The sequence below is a fragment of the Fusibacter sp. QWL-12 genome (assembly GCF_058683495.1).
In genome coordinates this window covers 651,217-672,583 of the sequence record NZ_CM178745.1, presented here as the reverse complement: position 1 = coordinate 672,583, position 21,367 = coordinate 651,217, and the positions used below count along the sequence as shown (strand labels likewise).

Below are 21,367 nucleotides of genomic sequence, written 5' to 3'. Positions count from 1 at the left end.
TGTGACGCTCGAGCGAAGCGAGAGACGCAGACACGCAGTGGCTGCTCGACTCCCCCCCATCCGAGGCATGCAAGCACCAGAAAGACCGAAGGGATTTCAGGCGGCCACCATATACGTAAATATTTAGAACTTGTATCACTGGAGAGATTGTGTGATACAACATGTGAAACACCTAGTCCAGATTTCTCATCAAAACTTAAGAAATACTATGATACAATAAATAAAGATACCAACAATTTACAAAAATGAGGTGAACCATGCTACCATTCTTAATGGCCATAGAAGATGTCGAATCAAGAGACTTATTAGAAAAAATCTATCGTGCATATCATAAGGAAATGTTTTACATCGCTAATGATATACTAAAAAATTCACACGATGCATCTGACGTGGTTCAAACGTCCATAATCAAGTTAATCCCTTACATAGAAAAAATTAATGATGTAAAGTGTAACAAAACAAAGTACTTAATCGTTACAATAGTTAAGAACACTGCAATTGATCTTTACAGGAAAAAGAGTAACAGTCCATTGTTAGAACTTGAAGTAGCTGAAGATATTCAGGATTCAATATCAGAGTCTATAGAAGATATCGTAATAAGGCTAAGCGATGCTCAAATGCTTGCAGAAAAACTGGCACAGTTATCCCCTGAATACGCTGATATACTGACACTTAAATATTTTTTTGAATTTAAGGATAAAGAAATCCCTGAGATTCTAAAAACTTCACATCTGAATGTCCGTGTGAGATTGAGCAGAGCGAAAACGAGTCTCAGGAATCTGATGCGTGATGATGAATCTTATAATCAAGAATTAAGGATGTGTTCAAATGAAAGAAAATGAAAACAAAGTTATGGAAAGTTTTTATTACTATATAGGTGAAAATCACGTAAATCATATAGCCGAAGAATTTGACCGTATATCAGCAGATGCATCAGAGACGAGTACACTAGATGCATGGTTTAATGATTACAAAATACAACTAAAAAAACTAGATCAGAAAATAAAATTCATATCTAGGATTCAACTGCTGTCAAAACGTGTCGCATTATTCGTTGCTATAGCAATGGTAGGCATATTCGTAACGACAATGAGTGTGGAAGCTTTCAGAATCAAGTTGTTTAATATCGTTACAGAAGTAACCGACAAATATACCAAAGTGAGCATCGTTGAAACAGAGACTAGCGTTGAACCACAAATAGAATGGGAATTATACTTTGCACCTGAATATATCCCCGAAGGCTATAACTATTCAAAGAGCGAGAATTTTGGAGAAATAAAAATAATCTTTTATTCCAATAAAACTGGTAAAGAAATTCAGTTTTCTCAAACGCCAGTAAATCCAGAATATCAGATAGATACAGAAGACGCTGTCGTTATAGAGGTAACAGTAAATGGTGAAAAAGGTGTTCTTGTTGAAAAAGGAGGACTTCTAACGTTAATATGGACCGCTAGTGAAAAAACATTCCACGTAATTGGTGAAATAGGAAGAGCTGAAATAATGAAAATGGCAGAAAGTTTAAAATATTTTTCAAAATAGTGTAACAAAATCGCCATCCCATTCGTTACTAAGTATGAAGGGAGGTGAGAGAGATGAAAATTTCAAAATTAAGATGGATTATAAGCCTGATAGTAGTGATTTTTGCAATTAATGTACCGACATTTGCAGATGGTCACGAACCAAGTGTATCAAAATCGACTGGAAATTATGAGATAGTAACACCATTTTTTACGAATATTACTCTATTTCAAAATGTGTTTGATATTTCAACTGATGGCAAAGTGACCATATCAGTGTATTTGACAGCTCGAAATGTTGAAAGTGTAAAAATTGATGCAAGCTTGCAGCAGTTTAAAAATGGAAACTGGCTGACAATCAAAAGTTGGACAAATACTTCAGCAGGTACATATGCAGGAGTGAGTGGAACGTACTATGTCGCTAAAGGATATCAGTACAGGCTTGTTTCAAGTGGTTATGTTTATAAAAGTGGAAATATAATTGAACAAACAGATTTTTATAGCATCATAAAAACTTACTAGGAGGCTTAACAGATGAAAAAAAGAATTGCGAGTTTTTTACTAATTGTATTACTCATTTCAATAAGTAGTATTACCTCATAGGCTAGTTTCGATTTTACTCCAAACACAAGTTATATGAATTGGCCAACTGTTTCTACTAAGGTAACAGACATTTTTGGCTCACCAAGAGAAGCAGGTAGGATACATACAGGAATTGATATTGGAGCAATAATAGCTGGTCAAAAAGGTGATCCAGTACATGCTGCAATGGCTGGAACTGTAAAAGATACAGTCGACCAGAGTTATGGTAAAGTACTTTATATCAATTCGCGGGGATATAATCCTTAGTTAAAGAAAAATGAATATGTTCAAACACGTTATGCTCATGTTGATAGTTATATCGCTACACCAGGTCAAAACGTGACGAAGGGACAAACAGTTGCAATTATGGGTGGAACTTTCGGATATGTTGTTCATCTCCATTTTGAGACGAGAATAGGAACAGTGCTTGATATGCCGACATCAGACAGTGCTACGGTTCCAAGAAATCCATTAGTTTCATACACTTCTGCTCAACCAACTCGTGTAGCTCTGACTGACAAAAAAATTCAGTGGACAATAAATATGATACTTTTGGAGAGTATGGCATAATGAAAAATGATATGTTCTACAATTTAGAATTCATTTTAGAACAAGACTTTGATAGCCTATCAAGTTATGGAATCACACAAAATGATTTGGAAGAGCTTTTGATAACGTTGAAAGATAATAACGAAACACTATATCTGAAATTGCTTAAATATTTAAATTAGTGATATACATAACTGTCCCATAATAATTATTGATGGGGCAGTTATATAATTTGAATACAAATGTATTTCACTTTATGTTAAGCTTTTCATTTGAATAAAATGCAGTTAAAGATTGAAATAGAAGTTTATTTAAACAACCAGATTATTAATTATTAGTTTATAGACATAAAGTAGTCACAAATTTACTTGTAGAACTCTGAAATCATTGTAATAAATCAAAGTCGAGTATTTTCAATTAAATTGATCCAAATTTCAGATCAAAGAACATAGGGGGTGGTTTATGACGAAACCCTATATTTATTAATTGGGGGTAAATTATGAACAGTAAACAGTTAGTAATAAAAAAAACGAGTAAAATCATTCTTTTTTGTATAATTATTCTTGCATCATCCTTAACATCTTGTCAATCTGATTTGCCGATAGAGATAGTCAAAGAAGATTTCTCAACGGTAGTCTCTAATTATAATAATTTTAGTTACATGACTGAGGATAAAAACAAGATATATTTTTCAAGTATTATTGTTGATGATTCTGCTCTAGAAAAGAATAAAGTTAACTATAATGAGCTTGACACAGGGATTTATTGTATGGATTTAATTGGAAACAAGATTCAAAAGATTAATAATATGTATGGTCGATTTCTGCAAGTAGTAGAGGATAAAATTTATTTCAATACATGGACACCTGAAAAAGGAATTTATAGAATGAATTTGGATGGTTCCAAATTAGAACTCATTATTGATGGTGCATGGCTTGAATTTTTCGTATATGAAGAGGCGATATATTATATTTCTGATATGGATCAACCATTTAGGAAGTATGATTTGAAAACAGGTGAAACAAGCATCATCATAGATGAATTTGGTGCCATCAAATGGATTAGTGATGATTTTATGTACTTCTCCTACGACAATGATATTTCATCCTATTACAGACTTGATTTAGGCACTAAAGAAATACAAAAGTTAAAGGAATCTGAGGATACTCCTCAGCGATTTAGTTATGACGGAGAATCTATATATTATTCAACTTTTGACTCTATATACCGATTGGATATAAGCAAAGTTGTTAGCAACACTATCGGAAATGAAGAAAAGATTGTGAGTAATATAAATGGAGGAAAAAGTCTATTAGTTAATGGGAGATATTTTTATTATTTTGATTTACATCAAGTTAATAGTTTCGGAAATGGCAATGATATTAAATTTGATCTTTATCGGGTTAATATGGAAGGGCAGAATAAGGAATTGTTATTTAAAGATTTAGATCAAAGGTCTAGTATGTATATCTTGGGAGGTGACTTGTATATTACTCAGATTGATACAAATACATCAATGATCAAAGGTTATTATAGATTTAATTTTGCCGACAAAAAACTTTACTCATTGATTTATAATGAGTAATTGGATGGGTTATACTAAGTTAGACAGATTTCTTAAGGTCATATAGAATGAAATAATATTTGATTGATGTGTCATCAAAATTCATTAAAGTGATGAAATCAGAGGGTTATAAATGTTAGCTTTCTTGTTCGGCATATACATTCTTATGCACGTCCAAAAAAGGACGTGCATTTGTCTTTTTTGAAATGTAGTAGGCGTAGCTATCGGCTACGTTTTTGCCCACAATTTCGTCGAGTTTGTATTCTATGCTGACGTCATCGTTGGTGACAGTGACCTTTTCAACGAATGCTTCAATGATGGCTTTGAGTTCTAGTTCTTCCTCTTTCTTTTGAGAGGTGATGATTTTCTGCTTGAACTTATTAAAGGCCTTTGTTAGATCTTCATTCGTCAACTTGGTATCGGTTTTGATGTTTTTCAAGTCGCTTATGATGTTTTCGATGTTGGCGATGGTCCTTTCTGTTTCCTTAAGTTTATCAACTACCAGTTGGGAGTGATTGCCTGCCATGATAAATGACAGCAGGTTATTTGCTTCTTTTTTTGCGGCATTGAGTTGTTGCTCATAGTTCAGGATGTCTTTGCTGGTGTCAGACTTTGAATCTGTGATGAAGTCATTATAAGCTTCTGTAATACTGGTGGCGTTCGTGGTATTTAGTACTGATTTGATGATCATGGAAAGTACATAGTGGTCCAGATATGTTTTATTGATTTCTTTACATTCGCAATTGCCGCCATTGGTCCTGCGGTTGCATTTATAAACCGAATAAACCGATTTGTTACGACCGGCTTTACGACTAGTACCTACCATAGTGTGACCACAGTAACCACAGATGATTTTGCCACTTAATAGATAAGTGTGTTTGGTGCGGTGCTTAGCACCTATGCGATGATTTTCCTTGATTCTTATTTGGACTGCTTCCCAAAGTTCTTCACTGATAATCCTAGGCATACCATCTTCTTTTCGAATCACTTGATCATCACTTTTACTTTTCCAGTTGTTCCTGACGCCTGCGATTTTTTTCTCACAGCGGTTAAAGATATAAATGCCTCTGTATTTCTCATTTCTGATGATAGTGGCAATGCTATTTTTGTTGAAAGTATTGCCGTTCTTGGTTCTAAACTCAAGGCGCGACAATTCATTTAAGATGGTGTTATAGCCAGCGCCACTGGCATACATCTCAAAAATTAACTTTACTGCAGAAGCTTCATGTTCATTGACCAAATACTCCTGCAGTTTTGAATCGTAGTCATAGCCGATGGGTGGCTTGCCACCTGTGTGGAGTCCCTTAAGTGCATTTTGAATTAAACCGTTGCGAATGTTTCGGGCAAGGTTTTCGACATAATAGACATCCATGGAGTCAATCATACTCTCGAGGAGCTGCCCTTCAGGATCGTCGGTGATATGTTCAAGTGCGGATACCAATCTAACGCCGTTTTGATTGAGCTTTCTCTTGTAAAATATCTTGTCGTATTTGTCTCGGCTAAAACGGTCAAATTTGTATACCAACACCGTATCAAAGAGATGTTTTTGAGCATCGCCAATCATTTGTTGAAAAGCAGGGCGGTTGTCGTTTGTAGCTGTATAGGCAGAATCTGAATAGATGTTATAAATCAGATAACCATGCTTTTTACAGTACTCCTCGCAAATTCTAATTTGAGATTCGATACTTTCTTCTCTTTGATTATCAGAACTATATCTTGCATATATATGGCGACTTTTTTTATATTCATAATCGTTCTCCTTACATGAGCCACCCATCAGGCCGTGTGTTAATGCTGTTGTTCTTGAGATTTTTTCTTGGGATTGAGATTTTTAAATATCAATTCCAACGTTGCATTTTGCTGATTCTTAGACAGTTGTTCAAATGGGATGCTCATTTTTGATTGGTTATCCTCTGTGGTTTCATACAGATTTTTACGACTCACATTAATTTTCATAGATCCTCCAATTTTCACTTGAAGGAAACGAGCTCATTTCCGGTTGGTTAGCTAATCCAACGGTGTACAGAAGAAACTTTCACTGTACATATCAGGCCCTCTGAAAGAGAATCAGAAGGTCTGATATTGACAGAGAGGGATTTGACAAAAGGGTACCATATCACTTAAAGTGAATGCAATGTTGTGAAAGATTTCTAGACAAGTGTTGGTGAACACTCTCATAGGATTTTTCCTCTCCCCATACTAATGGCAAGCCGTTCTCACTTTAATGACCAAACGGAAGTATCATAATCTGACGCATAAGGTCGTGGCCCATTGAACTACCAAATTCAACTGACAATCAGGTTAAATCGCTCGCATTATTTATGGTCGTGGCGTACTGACTGTCCGGCTTATCCTTGCGGTTTATGCATCAAACGTATCCAGAAATCTACTATTCATTTTTCAAAGGTCGTTTTAAGAAAAAAGGTCTTCTTAATAACCGTGACAGAAATGAATTGGATTTGAACCCTGAAAAGCAAAATATTTATTAGTTGACGGTTGTGCTAAAAATGAATATTATGTTAGCCAGCTAATTATTCAATAATTGATACAGAACTGGACATTTTTGAACGTATATAATATAATAAATACGAACGAGAATGTCTTTTGTGAGAGGTGATTCTATGAAGCAAAAAGAAATCGTAATGCAATTGCTAAAAGAAAAAAACGGATTGATCACTTCAGGTGAAGCGAGAGAAGCTGGTGTTTCTTATAAAACAATTCAGAGATTACATTTAACGGGCGACCTCGAAAAACTGGAGTATGGATTGTATATGGATCCAAATCAAATGGAAGATGAATACTATATTGCTCAGCACAGGTGCAAAGAAGGTGTTTTTTCTCACGAGACAGCGCTTTACTTTCATAATTTATCTGATCGCACACCAATCACTTTGATGATGACTATTCCATCAGGTTACAATACAAGGCTCTTAGTAGAAAGGGATAAATACAAGTTTTTTTACATCGATGCTTCATTGCATAAACTCGGTAAAATTGAAGTAGAAACACCTTTTGGACACGTCGTGGCTACTTATGATAAAGAGAGAACCATTTGTGATTGCATTAGAAAGAAAGATCAACTGGATACTGATATGGTCAAAGAAGCCATTAAAAGATACATGCAAACCCCAGGAGCTGAATTCGCAAAGTTGATTGAATATGCCGAAATCTTTAAAATTAAAGAATTGGTAAGAAACTACTTGGAGGTGTTGACATGAAAATAACGAGTCCCAGACAACTAAAAGATTGGATTAATAACCTAGCAAAAGAAAAGAAAGTTACAGCAAATCATTTGCTTCAAAACTTCATGATGGAAAGACTTCTTGAAAGAATTTCTGTTTCTGAGTATAGAGACAATTTTATTCTCAAGGGTGGTTTCTTAATATCGTCGATGATTGGTACTGACATGAGAAGCACGCTGGATATGGATACGACCATAAAAGGCATAGAAGTAAATCGTATTGAGATTGAAAGAATAATCACTGAAATTTTAACGATTGATTTAGATGATAATCTGCAGTTCAAACTTATTGATATCAAGAATATTCATGATGTCAATGATTATGATGATTTTAGGATTTCATTGGAAGCGCAATTTTATACCATAAAAGTGAAAATGAAAATTGATATAACCACGGGTGATCAGATTATTCCAAGGGAAATTGTATATTCTTTTAAATTAATGTTTGAAGACCGTAGCATACCTGTAAAAGCATATAATTTGAATACTATTCTTGCAGAAAAAATAGAATCTATTCTTGCGAGAAATGTAGCAAACACGAGAGCAAGAGATTTTTATGATATATTTGTTCTCCATAGACTTAGAAGTGAAGAAATAAAATATGAAGATTTGAGAAATGCAATATATAAAAAGGCTGAAGAGCGCAACACAGAGATGTACGTAGAAAAATGGGAACAATACTTGAGTCAAATTGAGGAGAGCGCATATTTAGAAGAAATCTGGATCGCATACACGAAAAAATTCAAATATGCTGAGGGCATTAATTTTCATGAAACAACTATGATTATTCGAGAGATATTCCAAACGGCCAGTAATTGAATTAAAAGAACCTATTCGTCCTAAAGAGACTTATAGGTTCTTCTTTTTTCTATAAATTATGCTTCAGCACTTTGCCCAGTGTTTCAAGTCCTCGATCAATAGAATTGCAGACGGCTTTTACACTAACTCCTTCGGCATTTGCGATATCGGTCTTGCTCATGTCTAAGAAGTAATAGGCATAAATGCGCTTTGCCTGGATGTCGGGTAGCTGATTTAGCGCGCTGTAGAGTGCTTTTGTTGTGATCTTTCTTTCGTAAAGCTCATAGGGCGATTGTGATGAATAGGTGATGTCTTGATCGATGCCATCGTTTCGATCCAGAGAGTAATGCGCCTTATATCGGTAAAGCTTTCTTAGATAGGATGATTCTTTGCGTTTAAATGCTTCCATTTCATCAGCAATAGTTTCATCGACATTAACATAAGTGTCTTTATCATAAAATGTATAAAAGTCCTTTAAGTTTATTTTTTTCATATTCCTTCTCCTCTTCAATAGTCAAATGGGTTCATCAACAATTGAAGGAAGGTGGACTTCTAGCAGTACAATTTGTATTTTGATGCATGAAAAAAGGCTCCTTTGCGTAAAAAGAGCCATAGTTTTTCACGGTCGGAGATATTACTCAACAAAAAACCGGATGATTCTCAAATTGAGTAATCATCCGGCAGTGGTCGCTCGTAATGGCTCCGGTGCTCGGTATAGATTGTAGGTCATATGTAAGTCGTTACTTGTGCTGTGGTTGCTACCTAACGTGCCCCGGTGCTCCATAGTAAACACATATGTTAATTGGCTAATATGGGGATTGATGAAATTTTCCCGCAAAGTTCGCATTTGATGGTGACGATGCCCACACTGTCTTTAGTTGCATCAAACAATCGCCTGTTACAATGTGGGCAGTTAATTGGTTTATAATCTAATGAAAATGAAAGCTTCGATGCGCCGACTATAAATACTGTGGTTCTGGAACAAGTTGACTTATATGGACAGACTTTAGTATTGCCACACTTAATTAGAATACTAAGCTTTGATCCTTCAATGATGTCAAAGAGGCGTTTGCCTTTATCACATTTGATCTGAATGGTCTTCATGATGCAACACCTCATTAGGTGTACATCATGCCAGGCATGATGACATCATGGTGGTCACTACTTGCATTTTCAACCGTTCCTAGTAAAGTTGCTGAGTAAATGGACCATTTGCCAAACCGACTACGAATGTGCTCGATGGTATCGTCGAGTTTTTCCATTTTCAGGCGTCTATTGGCATCATCAAAGAGCATGAGCTGGTCAGGTGTGTACTTAGGCTCAAGATTAATGGCGCGCACTGTAAGAGCTCTTACTGGAGACCTCCAGTCATAGTTCTTTGCAAAAAGTCGCTTAGCCGTTTGTGCAATCTCAAGTGGGTTTTGAGTAGCGACTTGAAGTGGCATCTGAAACTGTTGATAAGCCAAATCGTGATCTTTAACAGTGAGCTGCACGCCCTTGGCTTTTAAATCATGAACCTTTAATCGATGTGAGACATCTTGCGTTAAATGCAAAATGACTTGCCAAACTTCTTCAGGGGTGTCTAGGTCAGCGCGGCAAGTAGTGCCATGTCCTATGGACTTGATGGGGGATTCATAATCTTTTGCCATCACTCTGGATTGATCGAGGCCATTGGCATAATACCAAATCATTTCGCCATTTTTTCCAAGACTGCTTCGAATAAAATCAAAAGGTGTATTAGCTAAATCGCCAATGGTTTCTATACCAAAGTTCATTAACTTTCGGTTGGTAGACCGTCCAACATAGAACAGATCTGACACAGGCAGTGGCCACACTTTTTCTTGAAAATTTTCTCTTGGAATGACCGTTATGGCATCAGGCTTTTTCATATCACTGCCAAGTTTGGCAAAGATTTTGTTGTAGGAAACGTCGATGCTTACTGAGAGTCCTAATTCTTCTTTGGTTGTAAGCCTGATTTTCTCTGCAATGGCTAAAGCATCTCCATAAATGGACCTACTGGCGGTAACATCCATCCAACATTCGTCCATACCATATGGCTCTACCAAATCTGTGAAACGATGGTAGATTTCTCTTGTGAGTTTTGAGTACTTTAAGTATTGCTCGTATTGAGGTTTTACCATAATTAAATCTGGACAAAGCTGCTTTGCTTCCCAGTTGACCATGCCTGTTTTGATGCCTGCTTTTTTAGCTTTTTCTGATTTGGCCAAGACGATGCCATGCCGATCCTCGGTAGAACCACAAACAGCGATAGCTTTATCTTTCAGCGCAGGATTGAGCATCACTTCTACAGATGCATAGAAACTGTTTAAATCACTGTGTAATATTGCACGATCTGAATTCATAGACAGCACTCCTTAAAAATAATAAAGGGGAACGATTAGGAGGCGAGAAGATGAAATCCTTTTCCGAGAAGATCAGAGAAGCGAGAGAAGCACTAAAATTAAATCAACAACAGCTTAGCGATTTGGTTGGTGTATCCAAACGGTCCATAGCGGCATATGAAACCACTGATACGAAACCGCGTGGCAATATAGCACGAAAATTGGCATCTGCACTCCAAGTATCTGTAGATTACCTGCTCAATGACGATATCATTGATCCAAAACACGGCATCGAAAAGTCACCCTATGTTGAAGAGACGCGTGAACGGTTAGGCGCAAAAGCAGCAAAAGAAATGGATGTTCTTCTTGAACAAAACATGGCATTATTTGCAGGTGGTGAACTGGATCAAGAGGCAAAAGACGCTTTTTTTGAAGCGGTGATGAAGGCTTATATTACTTGTAAAGAAGACGCTCGTAAGACTTTTGGGAAAAAATCTAAAGGGTGATTGGTGATTAAATGTCTATAGAAATGATTTGTAAAGAAGTGTATGGATTGATGCAGCACTATGGTGAACGAGATCCTTGGAAGTTGGCTAAAGCAATGAATATCATCGTAGATCAACAATCGATGGGAAACTCGCCTAATGCCTGTAAGGGATTCTATCTCTACCAGTCTAGAAAGAGACACATAACGATTAATAGCGACTTGCCGGAGACCGTAAAACGCATTATTTTAGCGCATGAGTTGGGTCATGCAGTGCTTCATCAAAAGACAAAGATCAATAACTTCCATGACTTTGTCCTCTATGACAGTACCTCCCAATATGAATATGAGGCAAACCTCTTTGCCGCAGAATATCTATTAGATGATGAACTAGTCCGTGAGAAACTCAGTGAAGATACCTTCTTTTTCTCGGTTGCTAAAGAGCTCGAAGTACCGCCTGAACTGCTTGATTTCAAATTCAGAATTCTTAAAAGAAAAGGTTGGAATTTGGAGTCTCCAATATTAGCGGACAGTAATTTCCTAAAGAACTTATACGATGAAGGTGATGAATAATGCAACAATCAGATAAAGTCTACGTCGCTGTTATAGCAGCCTTTGATGAAGCTGGCAAACTAAAGCCGAGACGCGTCAAATGGGAAGATGGCAGCACATACACCATAGACCGAATACTTGATGTGAGACCTGCAGCAGCCCATAAAGCTGGCGGTCAGGGTGATCGCTATACAATTGAGATCAATGGCAAAGAAAGCTATCTCTTTTTTGAGCGGACAGCAAAACAGAGTGGTTTGGATGTTGGAAGATGGTTTGTGGAGCGGAAGTGAACACTTGATTAGATTTGTTTATAACATAATAGTTGTGTACCCGGTGCTCGAAATTCAAATTATTTTGAGCGCTTTTTTCATGTGAACAATAAGGAAATCAAATATGAAGATATATTTGTTAAAGTTGTACAGGATTATGATTAAATTTGGTACAATGAATATGGGAATTGGTAATATTGGTAATTCGATGAATAAGGTTAAAGTATCATTAGTCATACTAAGACTGAAAAATAAATAGTGATTTTGGAGGAAATTGTGAACAAGCAAAAACTAGCAAACAAAATATGGGAATCCGCAAATAAAATGCGTTCAAAAATTGAGGCAAATGAATACAAGGACTACATTTTAGGATTCATATTTTATAAATATCTATCTGACAAAGAAGTCAGATTCATGCATAATGAAGGTGCAACGCATCACGATATTAAATCCTTAAGTGAAGAGGATCAAGAGAGTGTTAAGTACATACAAGGTAATATTGGTTATTTTATTGCCTACAAAGATTTGTTTTCTACTTGGCTTGCTATGGGAAAAGACTTTGATGTTTCCAATGTGCGTGACGCATTATCAGCATTTAGTAGATTAATTGACGGTAATTATAAAAAAGTATTTGATGGTATCTTTGAAACTCTTCAAACTGGATTATCAAAGTTAGGTGAAAATTCGGCGTCTCAAACGAAAGCAATCAGTGATTTACTTCAGTTGATTAAAGATATTCCAATGGATGGAAAACAGGACTACGATGTCTTAGGTTTTATCTATGAGTATTTGATTTCAAATTTTGCAGCAAATGCTGGAAAAAAAGCAGGAGAATTCTACACACCACATGAAGTATCATTGCTTATGAGTGAAATTGTTGCGGATCATCTTAAAGATCGCAAAGAAATTCAAATTTATGATCCAACAAGTGGATCGGGTAGTTTGCTAATAAACATTGGTAATTGTGTTGCCAAACATATTGACGATGAAAATAATATCAAATACTTTGCGCAAGAGCTCAAACAGAATACTTATAATCTGACTCGAATGAATTTAATTATGCGCGGAATTTTACCTTCAAATATACTTACACGTAATGGGGATACATTAGAAGATGACTGGCCGTATTTTGACGAAAATGATCCCATTGGATCTTACAATCCCCTTTATGTAGATGCGGTGGTATCGAATCCGCCCTATTCACAAAATTGGGAACCTGAGGACAAAGGGTCTGATCCACGTTATGCAAGATTCGGATTAGCTCCAAAGGGAAAGGCAGATTATGCTTTTTTACTTCATGATTTATATCATATTAAACCAGACGGAATTATGACTATCGTTTTACCACATGGTGTATTGTTCCGTGGAGGTGAAGAAGGCACTATTCGTAAAAACTTAATTGAGAATAATCATATAGATGCAGTTATTGGGCTTCCATCAAATATATTTTTTGGTACTGGAATCCCGACAATAATCATGGTACTTAAGCAAAAAAGAGAAAACACTGATGTTTTAATTGTTGATGCATCAAAAAACTTCATTAAAGTGGGAAAGAACAATATGCTTCAGGCATCTGATATTAAGCGAATAACAGATGCTGTCACGCAGCGTAAGAATATTCAAAAATTTTCAAAAGTTGTGACAAGAGATGAAATCAGAATCAATGATTACAATCTAAACATACCAAGGTATGTAGATTCGTCTGAAATTCCGGAAAGCTGGGATATTTATGCTTCTATGTTTGGTGGTATCCCAAAGAAAGAAATAAATGAACTTGATAAGTTTTGGGAGGCGTTTCCAGGATTAAAGCAATCATTGTTTGTTGAAATTTCAGATGAACATATGGATGTTGTTAACGAAAATTTGAGAGAAGTTATAAAGAATCATCACACAATATTAAAGTTCAAAGATCAATTCGATAAAGCATTTGAGAATTTCGACAAATTGTTATATGCTCAACTAATTGAAAAAATGGATGCCTTAAAGATATCAAGTGGTGAAACGATGATAGGACTTGAAGTCTTTAATCGACTTAATTCCGTTCCACTCATCGATGAGTACAAGGCATATCAACTTCTTCATGACGAGTGGACTAAAATTAGTGTTGATCTTGAAATGATTCAAACTGAAGGTCATAAATCAATAAAGCAAGTTGATCCATACATGGTTTCAAAGAAGAAGAATGGAAAAGATATTGAAGTTCAAGAGGGTTGGGTTGGAAGAATTTTACCGTTTGATTTGGTTCAAGAAACTTTGTTAGTTACCGAAAAAAATGCTCTTAATGAGATGGAAACGCGTCTACAAACAATTTCATCTGAACAGCAAGAAATAATTGATTCGTTAACTGAGGACGAAAAAGACGAATTATCGGATGTCCTCAATGAAGATAGCACTGCATTTTTAACAGGACCTTTGACTAAAATTGTAAAAGATATTCTTAAGAATAATATTGTTTCTGATTTTTCGGAAGAAAGTTCTGAGTTTAAACTATTGAAGATGGTAACACTTTTAGATGAAGAAAAGGAACTAAAAGGTTTGATCAAATTGGATTCAGAAAAACTTCACCTGCTGACGAAAAAAACTATTGAGAGTTTGACAAATGATCAGGTTGACTCAATTCTGAATAAAAAATGGATTGAACCAATTTTGAACGGACTAAATCGATTGCCAGATGAGATTTTAGAATATTTAGAATCAAAAGTCCAGGCATTGGCTGACAAGTATGTTACAACATTTTCTGATGTGGAAGATGAAATAAAGAAAACAGAAGGTTTACTTTCAAAAATGTTGGATGATTTGACAGGAAGTGAGTCTGATTTGAAGGGATTGGCAGAATTAAAACTGCTATTGGGAGGCAAATAAAATGGCTGAAAACAGAAAAATACCTGCCATTAGATTTAAAGGTTTTAATGAAGCTTGGGAACAGCGTAAGGCAAAAATTATATTCAAAACTATAGCTGATAAAGGACATCCTGAGCTTACAGTATTGTCTGCCTCACAAGAATTTGGAATGATAAATAGAACTGATACAGGCATCAATATACATCATGATATTAGAAATGAAATTGGATATAAAAGGGTACTACCAGGTCAATTTGTTATTCATTTGAGATCGTTTCAAGGTGGATTTGCTCATTCAGCAGTAGAAGGCATAACATCGCCAGCATACACAGTTTTAGACTTCCAAGAGCAAGAAAATCACTATGATTATTTTTGGAAATACATTTTTAATTCAGAAGAATTCATTAGAAGACTTGAGCTAATAACTTATGGAATTCGTGATGGTCGTAGTATAAGTTTTGAAGACTTTACTACACTTGATTTTTACTTTCCGAGTTGTGAAGAACAGAAACAAATTGGAAAGTATTTTCAAGAAATAGACAACCTTATCACCCTTCATCAGCGTAAGCTTTTAAAAATTAAGAACATAAAAAAAGCGATGTTAGAAAAAATGTTTCCTCAAAATGGTCAAAACACTCCTGAAATTCGTTTTAATGGATTTACTGACGCTTGGGAACTGCGTAAGTTATGGGAAATAGTCGATGTTCGTGGTGGAAAAGATTACAAACATCTATCCGAGGGGGATATTCCCGTTTACGGAACCGGTGGATACATGCTGAGTGTTAATGAAGCACTCTCCTATAAAGAAGATGCAATCGGTATTGGGAGAAAAGGCACAATAGATAAGCCCTACATTTTAAAAGCACCATTTTGGACTGTAGATACGCTATTTTATGCTGTTCCAAGAGAAAATTATGACTTGGATTTTGTCTTTGATCTTTTCCAAAATATTGACTGGAAGAAAAAAGACGAATCCACAGGAGTGCCGAGCTTATCCAAAACTGCAATAAATGAAATCGATGTTATTGTGCCAAAAGAGAATGAGCAGAAAGTTGTTGGCGCATATTTTACCCGAATTGACAACCTTATCACCCTTCATCAGCGTAAGTTAGATAAACTAAATAATATCAAGAAGGCATGCTTAGAAAAAATGTTTATATAGCAAAGGAGGCAATACAAAATGATATTTAATAGTGAATCTGAATTTGAAGCAGCAGTTATTGCCTCTTTGAAAAATAAAGGTTGGGAAAACCATGTACTTATGTATCCAACCGAGGAAGAGCTTTTGCAAAATTGGGCTCAAATACTCTTTGAGAACAATCGCGGTATAGATCGCCTAAACGATGCACCTTTAACTGATACAGAGATGCAACAAATTATGGAACAAGTTTTAGAACTTAGAAGTCCTTTGAAACTGAATGGATTCATAAACGGAAAGACTGTTTCAATCAAACGAGATAATCCGATTGATCCATTGCATCTTGGAAAAGAAATAAGTTTGAAAATATATGATCGACTTGAGATAGCGGCGGGACAAAGTAGATACCAAATTGCACAGCAGCCAAAATTTAAATCCAAGTCAAAAATTCTTAACGATCGTCGTGGTGATTTGATGTTATTGATCAATGGCATGCCTGTAATCCATGTTGAAGTTAAAAAAAGTGGTATACCCGTCAGCCAAGCTTATCATCAAATTGAAAAATATGCGCAAGAAGGCATATTTTCCGGAATATTTTCTTTGGTTCAAGTTTTTGTGGCAATGCAACCCGATGAAACGGTTTATTTTGCTAATCCAGGACCAGATGGAAAATTCAATAAAAATTATTACTTTCATTGGGCTGATTTTAATAATGAACCACAAAACGATTGGAAAGACATTACAGAGAGACTCTTATCAATTCCAATGGCACATCAATTGATTGGATTTTACACTGTTGCGGATAATTCAGATGGCATTCTAAAAGTCATGAGAAGCTATCAATACTATGCTGCAAATGCAATTTCTGATAGAGTTTCAAAAGTTGAATGGAGTAATAAAACATTATTAGGTGGTTATGTTTGGCATACGACAGGGTCTGGAAAAACCATGACGAGTTTTAAGTCGGCACAACTTATTGCAAATTCTAAAGACGCGGATAAAGTTATTTTCTTGATGGATAGAATTGAACTTGGAACACAGTCATTGCATGAATATCGTGCTTTTGCAGAAGATAGTGAGGAGGTACAAGCTACTGAAGATACACGTGCGCTGATATCAAAACTTAAGAGCAAGAATCCTGCTGATACTCTCATTGTGACATCTATTCAAAAAATGAGTAATATTAAAGACGAAGAGGGTGGCTTAAACGCAGCTGATATTGAAATTATGAAATCCAAACGTGTTGTATTTATTGTTGATGAGGCGCATCGTTCAACTTTTGGCGACATGTTGATTACAATTAAACTAACATTTTCAGAGGCGATTTTTTTCGGGTTTACTGGCACACCTATCCATAAAGAAAACCAAAAAAAGAATAATACGACGTCAACAGTTTTTGGTAGTGAGTTGCATCGATACAGCATCGCTGATGGTATAAGAGATAAAAATGTTCTTGGATTTGATTCATATAGAGTTATGACATATAAGGATACTGATTTAAGAAAAAAAGTGGCTTTAAAAATCGTCAATGCAGGAACCGAAATAGAAGCGATTAGTGACCCTATCAAGTCTGAGAAATACTATTATTATATGAACTCTTCAAAAGTTCCAATGGCGGGCTATGTAGATAAAAGTGGTCAATATGTAAAAGGCATAGAAGATTTTATACCTATTTCGCAATATGAAACTAAAACACATCAAGAAATGGTCGTTAAGGATATCATTACAAATTGGAATATGTTAAGTCACGCTTCAAAGTTTCATGGCATTTTTGCAACTAGCAGCATAGCAGAAGCAATAGAGTATTATCGTATTTTTAAAGAACTTAAACCTGATTTGAAAGTAACTGCTCTTTTTGATCCTAACATTGACAATAATGGGTCAGTAAAATTTAAATCTGATGGTCTACTTGAGATTATTCAAGATTACAATGAATGCTTTGAACAAGACTTTACATTCGCAACTCATGGAAAATTCAAGAAAGACATTTCTTCACGCTTGGCGCATAAAAGGCCATATGAACGAATATCAATTACACCAGAAAAACAACTGGATCTTTTGATTGTAGTGGATCAGATGCTAACCGGTTTCGATTCTAAATGGGTAAATACACTTTATTTGGATAAGGTGTTAAAGTATGAAAATATAATTCAAGCCTTTTCACGTACTAATCGGCTATTCGATCAAGACAAACCATTTGGCACGATACGCTATTATCGCTATCCACATAGTATGGAAAGAAATATTGAACAAGCCTTTGCACTTTATTCTGGAGATAAACCTTATGGTCTGTTTGTGGAACATTTGGATTATAATTTAGAAAAAATGAATCAAGTATTTGTAGAAATATCAGAATTGTTCAAATTAGCAAATGTTAAAGATTTTGTTAAGCTTCCTGATGATTTAAGTGAACGCGGAAAATTTGCTAAAATGTTCAGACTACTTAACAACCATCTTGATGCGGCTAAGATTCAGGGCTTTAAGTGGACTCAAGAAACGTATATATTTGAAGAACAAAATAAAACTATAAAGATGGACTTTGATGAAGAAGTGTATCTAGTATTGGCATTGAGATATAAAGAGCTATTTGATCAAAAGCCTGGAGATGGAGATCAAGATATTCCATTTGAAATTGAAGGCTATTTGATTGAAATCGACACAGGTAAAATCGACACAGACTATATGAACTCAAGATTTGAGAAGTTTCTAAAAATCTTACAACACGATTATGTTGACCCAGAACAACTACAATTAACACTGGATGAGCTACATAAATCTTTTGCATCATTAACACAAGAAGAGCAAAAGTACGCTAATATTTTTATAAATGACATCCGAAGAGGCGAAGTTGTTATTGCACCAGATAAATCTTTTAGAGAGTACATCACTGAATATCAATATCGGGCAAAAAACGAACAAATAATAAAACTTCAATATGCTTTTGGTTTAGAAATTTCTAAATTGGAGAATCTTTTGAATACAAGTGTAGGTGAATCAAACATTAATGAGTATGGACGATTTGATGATTTAAAAAGTACTGTGGATCGAGAAAAAGCCAAAAAATATTTCGAACAAGTTGAAGGAAAAGAAATACCAATGTTTAGGCTTAATATTAAGATAGACAAGTTGTTAAAAGATTTTATCATTAATGGTGGTTTTGACATTGATGAGTTGGAACAAAACAAGAAGTATGAAGAGTAAAAAAGGGGGGAGAGCTAATCAAATTAGTTCTCCTTTTTACTTACGCTGATGAAGGGTGATAAGCTTATCAACTTTATCGAAATAAGTGCTAATCTTTTTTTGCTCATCAATTGTTGGGAAATATAATTCCAAATCCTTAAGATCTGGATTCCTTAAATGAACTACAGATTTTCCTTGTGCTTTTGATGAAAGTTCTCTCTGAGCTTGACCATTAGATATTGATAAAGCTAAAAAAGTAGAGTCAATATTCTCTTCTGGATAGATGATATTTAAATCTCCACCGAGGATTATGCCAGATTTTTCAACTGCTGAGGCTCTAGCAATATCTTCAGCAGTTTCGCCAGATGCTGGAACAATAACTTCGTTTCCCTTGCTTATAATTGAATTTGATGAACCTTCAACAAATGTACTAACTTCTCTTATAGTCGTTTCGAAATTAGTATAAAGTCTTCCATAAAGAATAATTGGAACACCGTTTTCAATTAAATCTTTCTTGGAATATCCTTGTCCCTTCAAAAATGATGCGTTTCTTCCAAGCTTACGCTGTTCCCAAGAATGACTCTAGGCATAGATTTTAGAATTCTACTTATACTGAATTTAAATCACTTACGATTGGGAACAGCGTAAGTTGGGGGAATTGATGAATGTTACTTCTGTAAAGAGAATTCATCAGTCTGATTGGACTACAACTGGTGTTAGATTTTTAAGGGCAAGAGATATTGTTTCAGAGTCAAAGGGTGAAGAAGCGTCAGATTTATTATTTATTTCACAAGAAAAATATGATGAATATTCGGCAACATCTGGAAAAGTCAAAGTAGGTGATTTGCTTGTAACAGGAGTTGGAACTATAGGAGTTCCAATGCTAATAAAAGATGAAAAACCCGTATATTTCAAGGATGGAAATATTATTTGGTTTCAAAATGGAAGTAAAATTGACGATCACTTTTTTTATCACATATTTACATCACAAGCAGTTCAGCAATTTATAAATGATTCTGCGGGAATCGGAACCGTAGGAACATATACAATTGATTCAGGTAAAAAAACACCAGTTATGTTACCACAAGATGTAGGTGAACAAAGAAAAATTGGTGAATTTTTATCAAACCTCGACAACCTTATCACCCTTCATCAGCGTAAGCCATTTTGCCCAAAAGAGGAGGAAATTATGCAGAATCAAATGAATAATCAAAGCAAATTCTGTGATTACTACGCAAAATGGATTGATGTTTATAAAAAAGGAGCAGTTAGAAAAGTTACAATGAGTAAGTATTTAATGACACATAAATGGATTACTAAACTTATTCCTAATTTGAGAATTGAAGAGTTGGATCGAATCATGTACCAGCAATTATTAAATGAGTATGCTGAGTGTCATGAAAAACAAACCGTTATGGACTTTCATCATCATCTAAAAGGCGCTATCTTAGATGCAGTTGATGAAGGCTTAATTGATCGCGATCCAACACGAAAGGCAATCATTAAAGGGAAAGTGCCACGTGTTAAGAAAGTGAAGTATTTAAATCAATTTCAACTTCAAACATTGATATCATCACTTCACTTAAAAGAAAAGATTAGTTGGGATTATTTAATACTACTTGTAGCAAAGACAGGAATGAGATTCTCTGAAGCGTTAGCTTTAACACCTGATGATTTTGATCTGAGAAATCAAACGATTATAGTTTGCAAAACATGGGATTACAAGGGAAACGGAGGATTTATGCCAACTAAAAATAGATCGTCAAACAGAAAAATACAAATAGATTGGCAGACGGTCATCCGATTTTCTGAGTTGATAAAGAATTTACCACAAGATCAACCTATCTTTGTAGACGGAAAAGTGTATAACTCAACAATAAATGATATTTTAGGACGAATGTGCAAAAAGAATAACTTGCCGATTATTTCAGTCCATGGACTGAGGCATACTCATGCATCCTTATTATTATTTACTGGAGTATCCACAGCAAGTGTCGCAAGAAGATTGGGACATTCAAGCATCAATACCACACAAAGAACATATTTGCACATTATTCAAGAATTAGAGAATAAGGATGTAGATTTGGTAATGCGATCTTTAGCAGCGCTTTAATATTTTCAAAGTGGCTTACGCTATAATAATTTTCGAATAATGAGATGAGCTTGTTTTAATGAGTTGATTATATGTATAATGGAATTAACAGTTGTGTTGAATAAGAATAATTATTGGCAAGCAATGCAAGTGTATATACACTTGCGAATTTCCGTAATAATCCTGACGGGTTATTGCGGAGCAATACATAAATACGG

General features: G+C 35.2%; 21 protein-coding genes and 1 pseudogene. 16 read left to right on the top strand and 6 right to left on the bottom strand.

Going from position 1 to position 21,367, the window contains the following annotated elements; genetic code table 11:
• Positions 1-257 precede the first annotated feature (257 nt).
• From AC4PID_RS03685 to AC4PID_RS03660, 6 genes are all read left to right on the top strand, one after another.
• Positions 258-842, top strand: coding sequence for an RNA polymerase sigma factor (locus tag AC4PID_RS03685; protein WP_492134216.1), 585 nt, complete (start codon positions 258-260; stop codon positions 840-842).
• On the top strand, positions 829-1,539 hold the full coding sequence (locus AC4PID_RS03680; protein ID WP_492134215.1) for a DUF4367 domain-containing protein: 711 nt from the start codon (positions 829-831) through the stop codon (positions 1,537-1,539). Before AC4PID_RS03685 ends, AC4PID_RS03680 begins: the two co-directional genes overlap by 14 nt.
• Before the next feature lie 53 nt (positions 1,540-1,592).
• Positions 1,593-2,039: a hypothetical protein gene (locus AC4PID_RS03675; protein WP_492134214.1), complete on the top strand. Its 447-nt coding sequence runs from the start codon at positions 1,593-1,595 to the stop codon at positions 2,037-2,039.
• Between the two features lie 114 nt (positions 2,040-2,153).
• Complete coding sequence (locus AC4PID_RS03670; RefSeq protein ID WP_492134213.1) at positions 2,154-2,366, top strand: hypothetical protein; 213 nt, start codon at positions 2,154-2,156, stop codon at positions 2,364-2,366.
• Positions 2,367-2,417: 51 nt separating this feature from the next.
• Complete coding sequence (locus tag AC4PID_RS03665) at positions 2,418-2,669, top strand: hypothetical protein (protein ID WP_492135352.1); 252 nt, start codon at positions 2,418-2,420, stop codon at positions 2,667-2,669.
• A gap of 478 nt (positions 2,670-3,147) precedes the next feature.
• Positions 3,148-4,233: a DUF5050 domain-containing protein gene (locus tag AC4PID_RS03660; RefSeq protein ID WP_492134212.1), complete on the top strand. Its 1,086-nt coding sequence runs from the start codon at positions 3,148-3,150 to the stop codon at positions 4,231-4,233.
• Positions 4,234-4,348: 115 nt separating this feature from the next.
• Here AC4PID_RS03660 and AC4PID_RS03655 read toward each other — a convergent pair whose 3' ends face one another.
• Positions 4,349-5,989 carry a recombinase family protein gene (locus AC4PID_RS03655; protein WP_492134211.1) on the bottom strand — a complete coding sequence of 547 codons (1,641 nt, stop codon included), beginning with the start codon at positions 5,987-5,989 and terminating at the stop codon, positions 4,349-4,351.
• A gap of 11 nt (positions 5,990-6,000) precedes the next feature.
• Positions 6,001-6,168, bottom strand: a complete 168-nt coding sequence (locus AC4PID_RS03650; protein ID WP_492134210.1) for a hypothetical protein — start codon at positions 6,166-6,168, stop codon at positions 6,001-6,003.
• 665 nt (positions 6,169-6,833) lie between these two features.
• Here AC4PID_RS03650 and AC4PID_RS03645 point away from each other — a divergent pair.
• Together AC4PID_RS03645 and AC4PID_RS03640 are read left to right on the top strand one after the other, a co-directional pair.
• On the top strand, positions 6,834-7,430 hold the full coding sequence (locus tag AC4PID_RS03645; RefSeq protein ID WP_492134209.1) for a type IV toxin-antitoxin system AbiEi family antitoxin domain-containing protein: 597 nt from the start codon (positions 6,834-6,836) through the stop codon (positions 7,428-7,430).
• A complete protein-coding gene (locus tag AC4PID_RS03640) occupies positions 7,427-8,272 on the top strand; it encodes a nucleotidyl transferase AbiEii/AbiGii toxin family protein (protein WP_492134208.1) in 846 nt (281 codons plus the stop codon). Before AC4PID_RS03645 ends, AC4PID_RS03640 begins: the two co-directional genes overlap by 4 nt.
• A 49-nt stretch (positions 8,273-8,321) precedes the next feature.
• Here AC4PID_RS03640 and AC4PID_RS03635 read toward each other — a convergent pair whose 3' ends face one another.
• From AC4PID_RS03635 to AC4PID_RS03625, 3 genes are all read right to left on the bottom strand, one after another.
• A complete protein-coding gene (locus AC4PID_RS03635) occupies positions 8,322-8,744 on the bottom strand; it encodes an RNA polymerase sigma factor (protein WP_492134207.1) in 423 nt (140 codons plus the stop codon).
• Positions 8,745-9,049: 305 nt separating this feature from the next.
• Positions 9,050-9,355: a hypothetical protein gene (locus AC4PID_RS03630; RefSeq protein WP_492134206.1), complete on the bottom strand. Its 306-nt coding sequence runs from the start codon at positions 9,353-9,355 to the stop codon at positions 9,050-9,052.
• A gap of 14 nt (positions 9,356-9,369) precedes the next feature.
• Positions 9,370-10,614, bottom strand: coding sequence for a DNA polymerase Y family protein (locus tag AC4PID_RS03625; protein ID WP_492134205.1), 1,245 nt, complete (start codon positions 10,612-10,614; stop codon positions 9,370-9,372).
• Between the two features lie 50 nt (positions 10,615-10,664).
• Between AC4PID_RS03625 and AC4PID_RS03620 the strand changes: the two genes are divergently transcribed.
• From AC4PID_RS03620 to AC4PID_RS03595, 6 genes are all read left to right on the top strand, one after another.
• Positions 10,665-11,099, top strand: a complete 435-nt coding sequence (locus AC4PID_RS03620) for a helix-turn-helix domain-containing protein (protein ID WP_492134204.1) — start codon at positions 10,665-10,667, stop codon at positions 11,097-11,099.
• Positions 11,100-11,110: 11 nt separating this feature from the next.
• Positions 11,111-11,650: an ImmA/IrrE family metallo-endopeptidase gene (locus AC4PID_RS03615; protein ID WP_492134203.1), complete on the top strand. Its 540-nt coding sequence runs from the start codon at positions 11,111-11,113 to the stop codon at positions 11,648-11,650.
• Positions 11,650-11,919 (top strand): hypothetical protein, encoded by a 270-nt coding sequence (locus AC4PID_RS03610; RefSeq protein WP_492134202.1) that lies wholly within the window; start codon positions 11,650-11,652, stop codon positions 11,917-11,919. Before AC4PID_RS03615 ends, AC4PID_RS03610 begins: the two co-directional genes overlap by 1 nt.
• A gap of 255 nt (positions 11,920-12,174) precedes the next feature.
• Positions 12,175-14,760, top strand: coding sequence for a type I restriction-modification system subunit M (locus AC4PID_RS03605; protein ID WP_492134201.1), 2,586 nt, complete (start codon positions 12,175-12,177; stop codon positions 14,758-14,760).
• A 1-nt stretch (position 14,761) separates the two neighbouring features.
• A complete protein-coding gene (locus tag AC4PID_RS03600; RefSeq protein ID WP_492134200.1) occupies positions 14,762-15,901 on the top strand; it encodes a restriction endonuclease subunit S in 1,140 nt (379 codons plus the stop codon).
• A gap of 18 nt (positions 15,902-15,919) precedes the next feature.
• A complete protein-coding gene (locus AC4PID_RS03595; RefSeq protein ID WP_492134199.1) occupies positions 15,920-19,078 on the top strand; it encodes a type I restriction endonuclease subunit R in 3,159 nt (1,052 codons plus the stop codon).
• Between the two features lie 36 nt (positions 19,079-19,114).
• Here AC4PID_RS03595 and AC4PID_RS03590 read toward each other — a convergent pair whose 3' ends face one another.
• Entirely contained in the window at positions 19,115-19,594 is a 480-nt protein-coding gene (locus AC4PID_RS03590; RefSeq protein WP_492134198.1) for a restriction endonuclease subunit S, read from the bottom strand.
• 124 nt (positions 19,595-19,718) lie between these two features.
• Between AC4PID_RS03590 and AC4PID_RS03585 the strand changes: the two are divergent.
• A pseudogene (locus tag AC4PID_RS03585) lies at positions 19,719-20,162 on the top strand (restriction endonuclease subunit S domain-containing protein); the annotation flags it as partial.
• 84 nt (positions 20,163-20,246) lie between these two features.
• Positions 20,247-21,170: a site-specific integrase gene (locus AC4PID_RS03580; RefSeq protein WP_492135351.1), complete on the top strand. Its 924-nt coding sequence runs from the start codon at positions 20,247-20,249 to the stop codon at positions 21,168-21,170.
• The last annotated feature ends 197 nt before the right edge of the window (positions 21,171-21,367 follow it).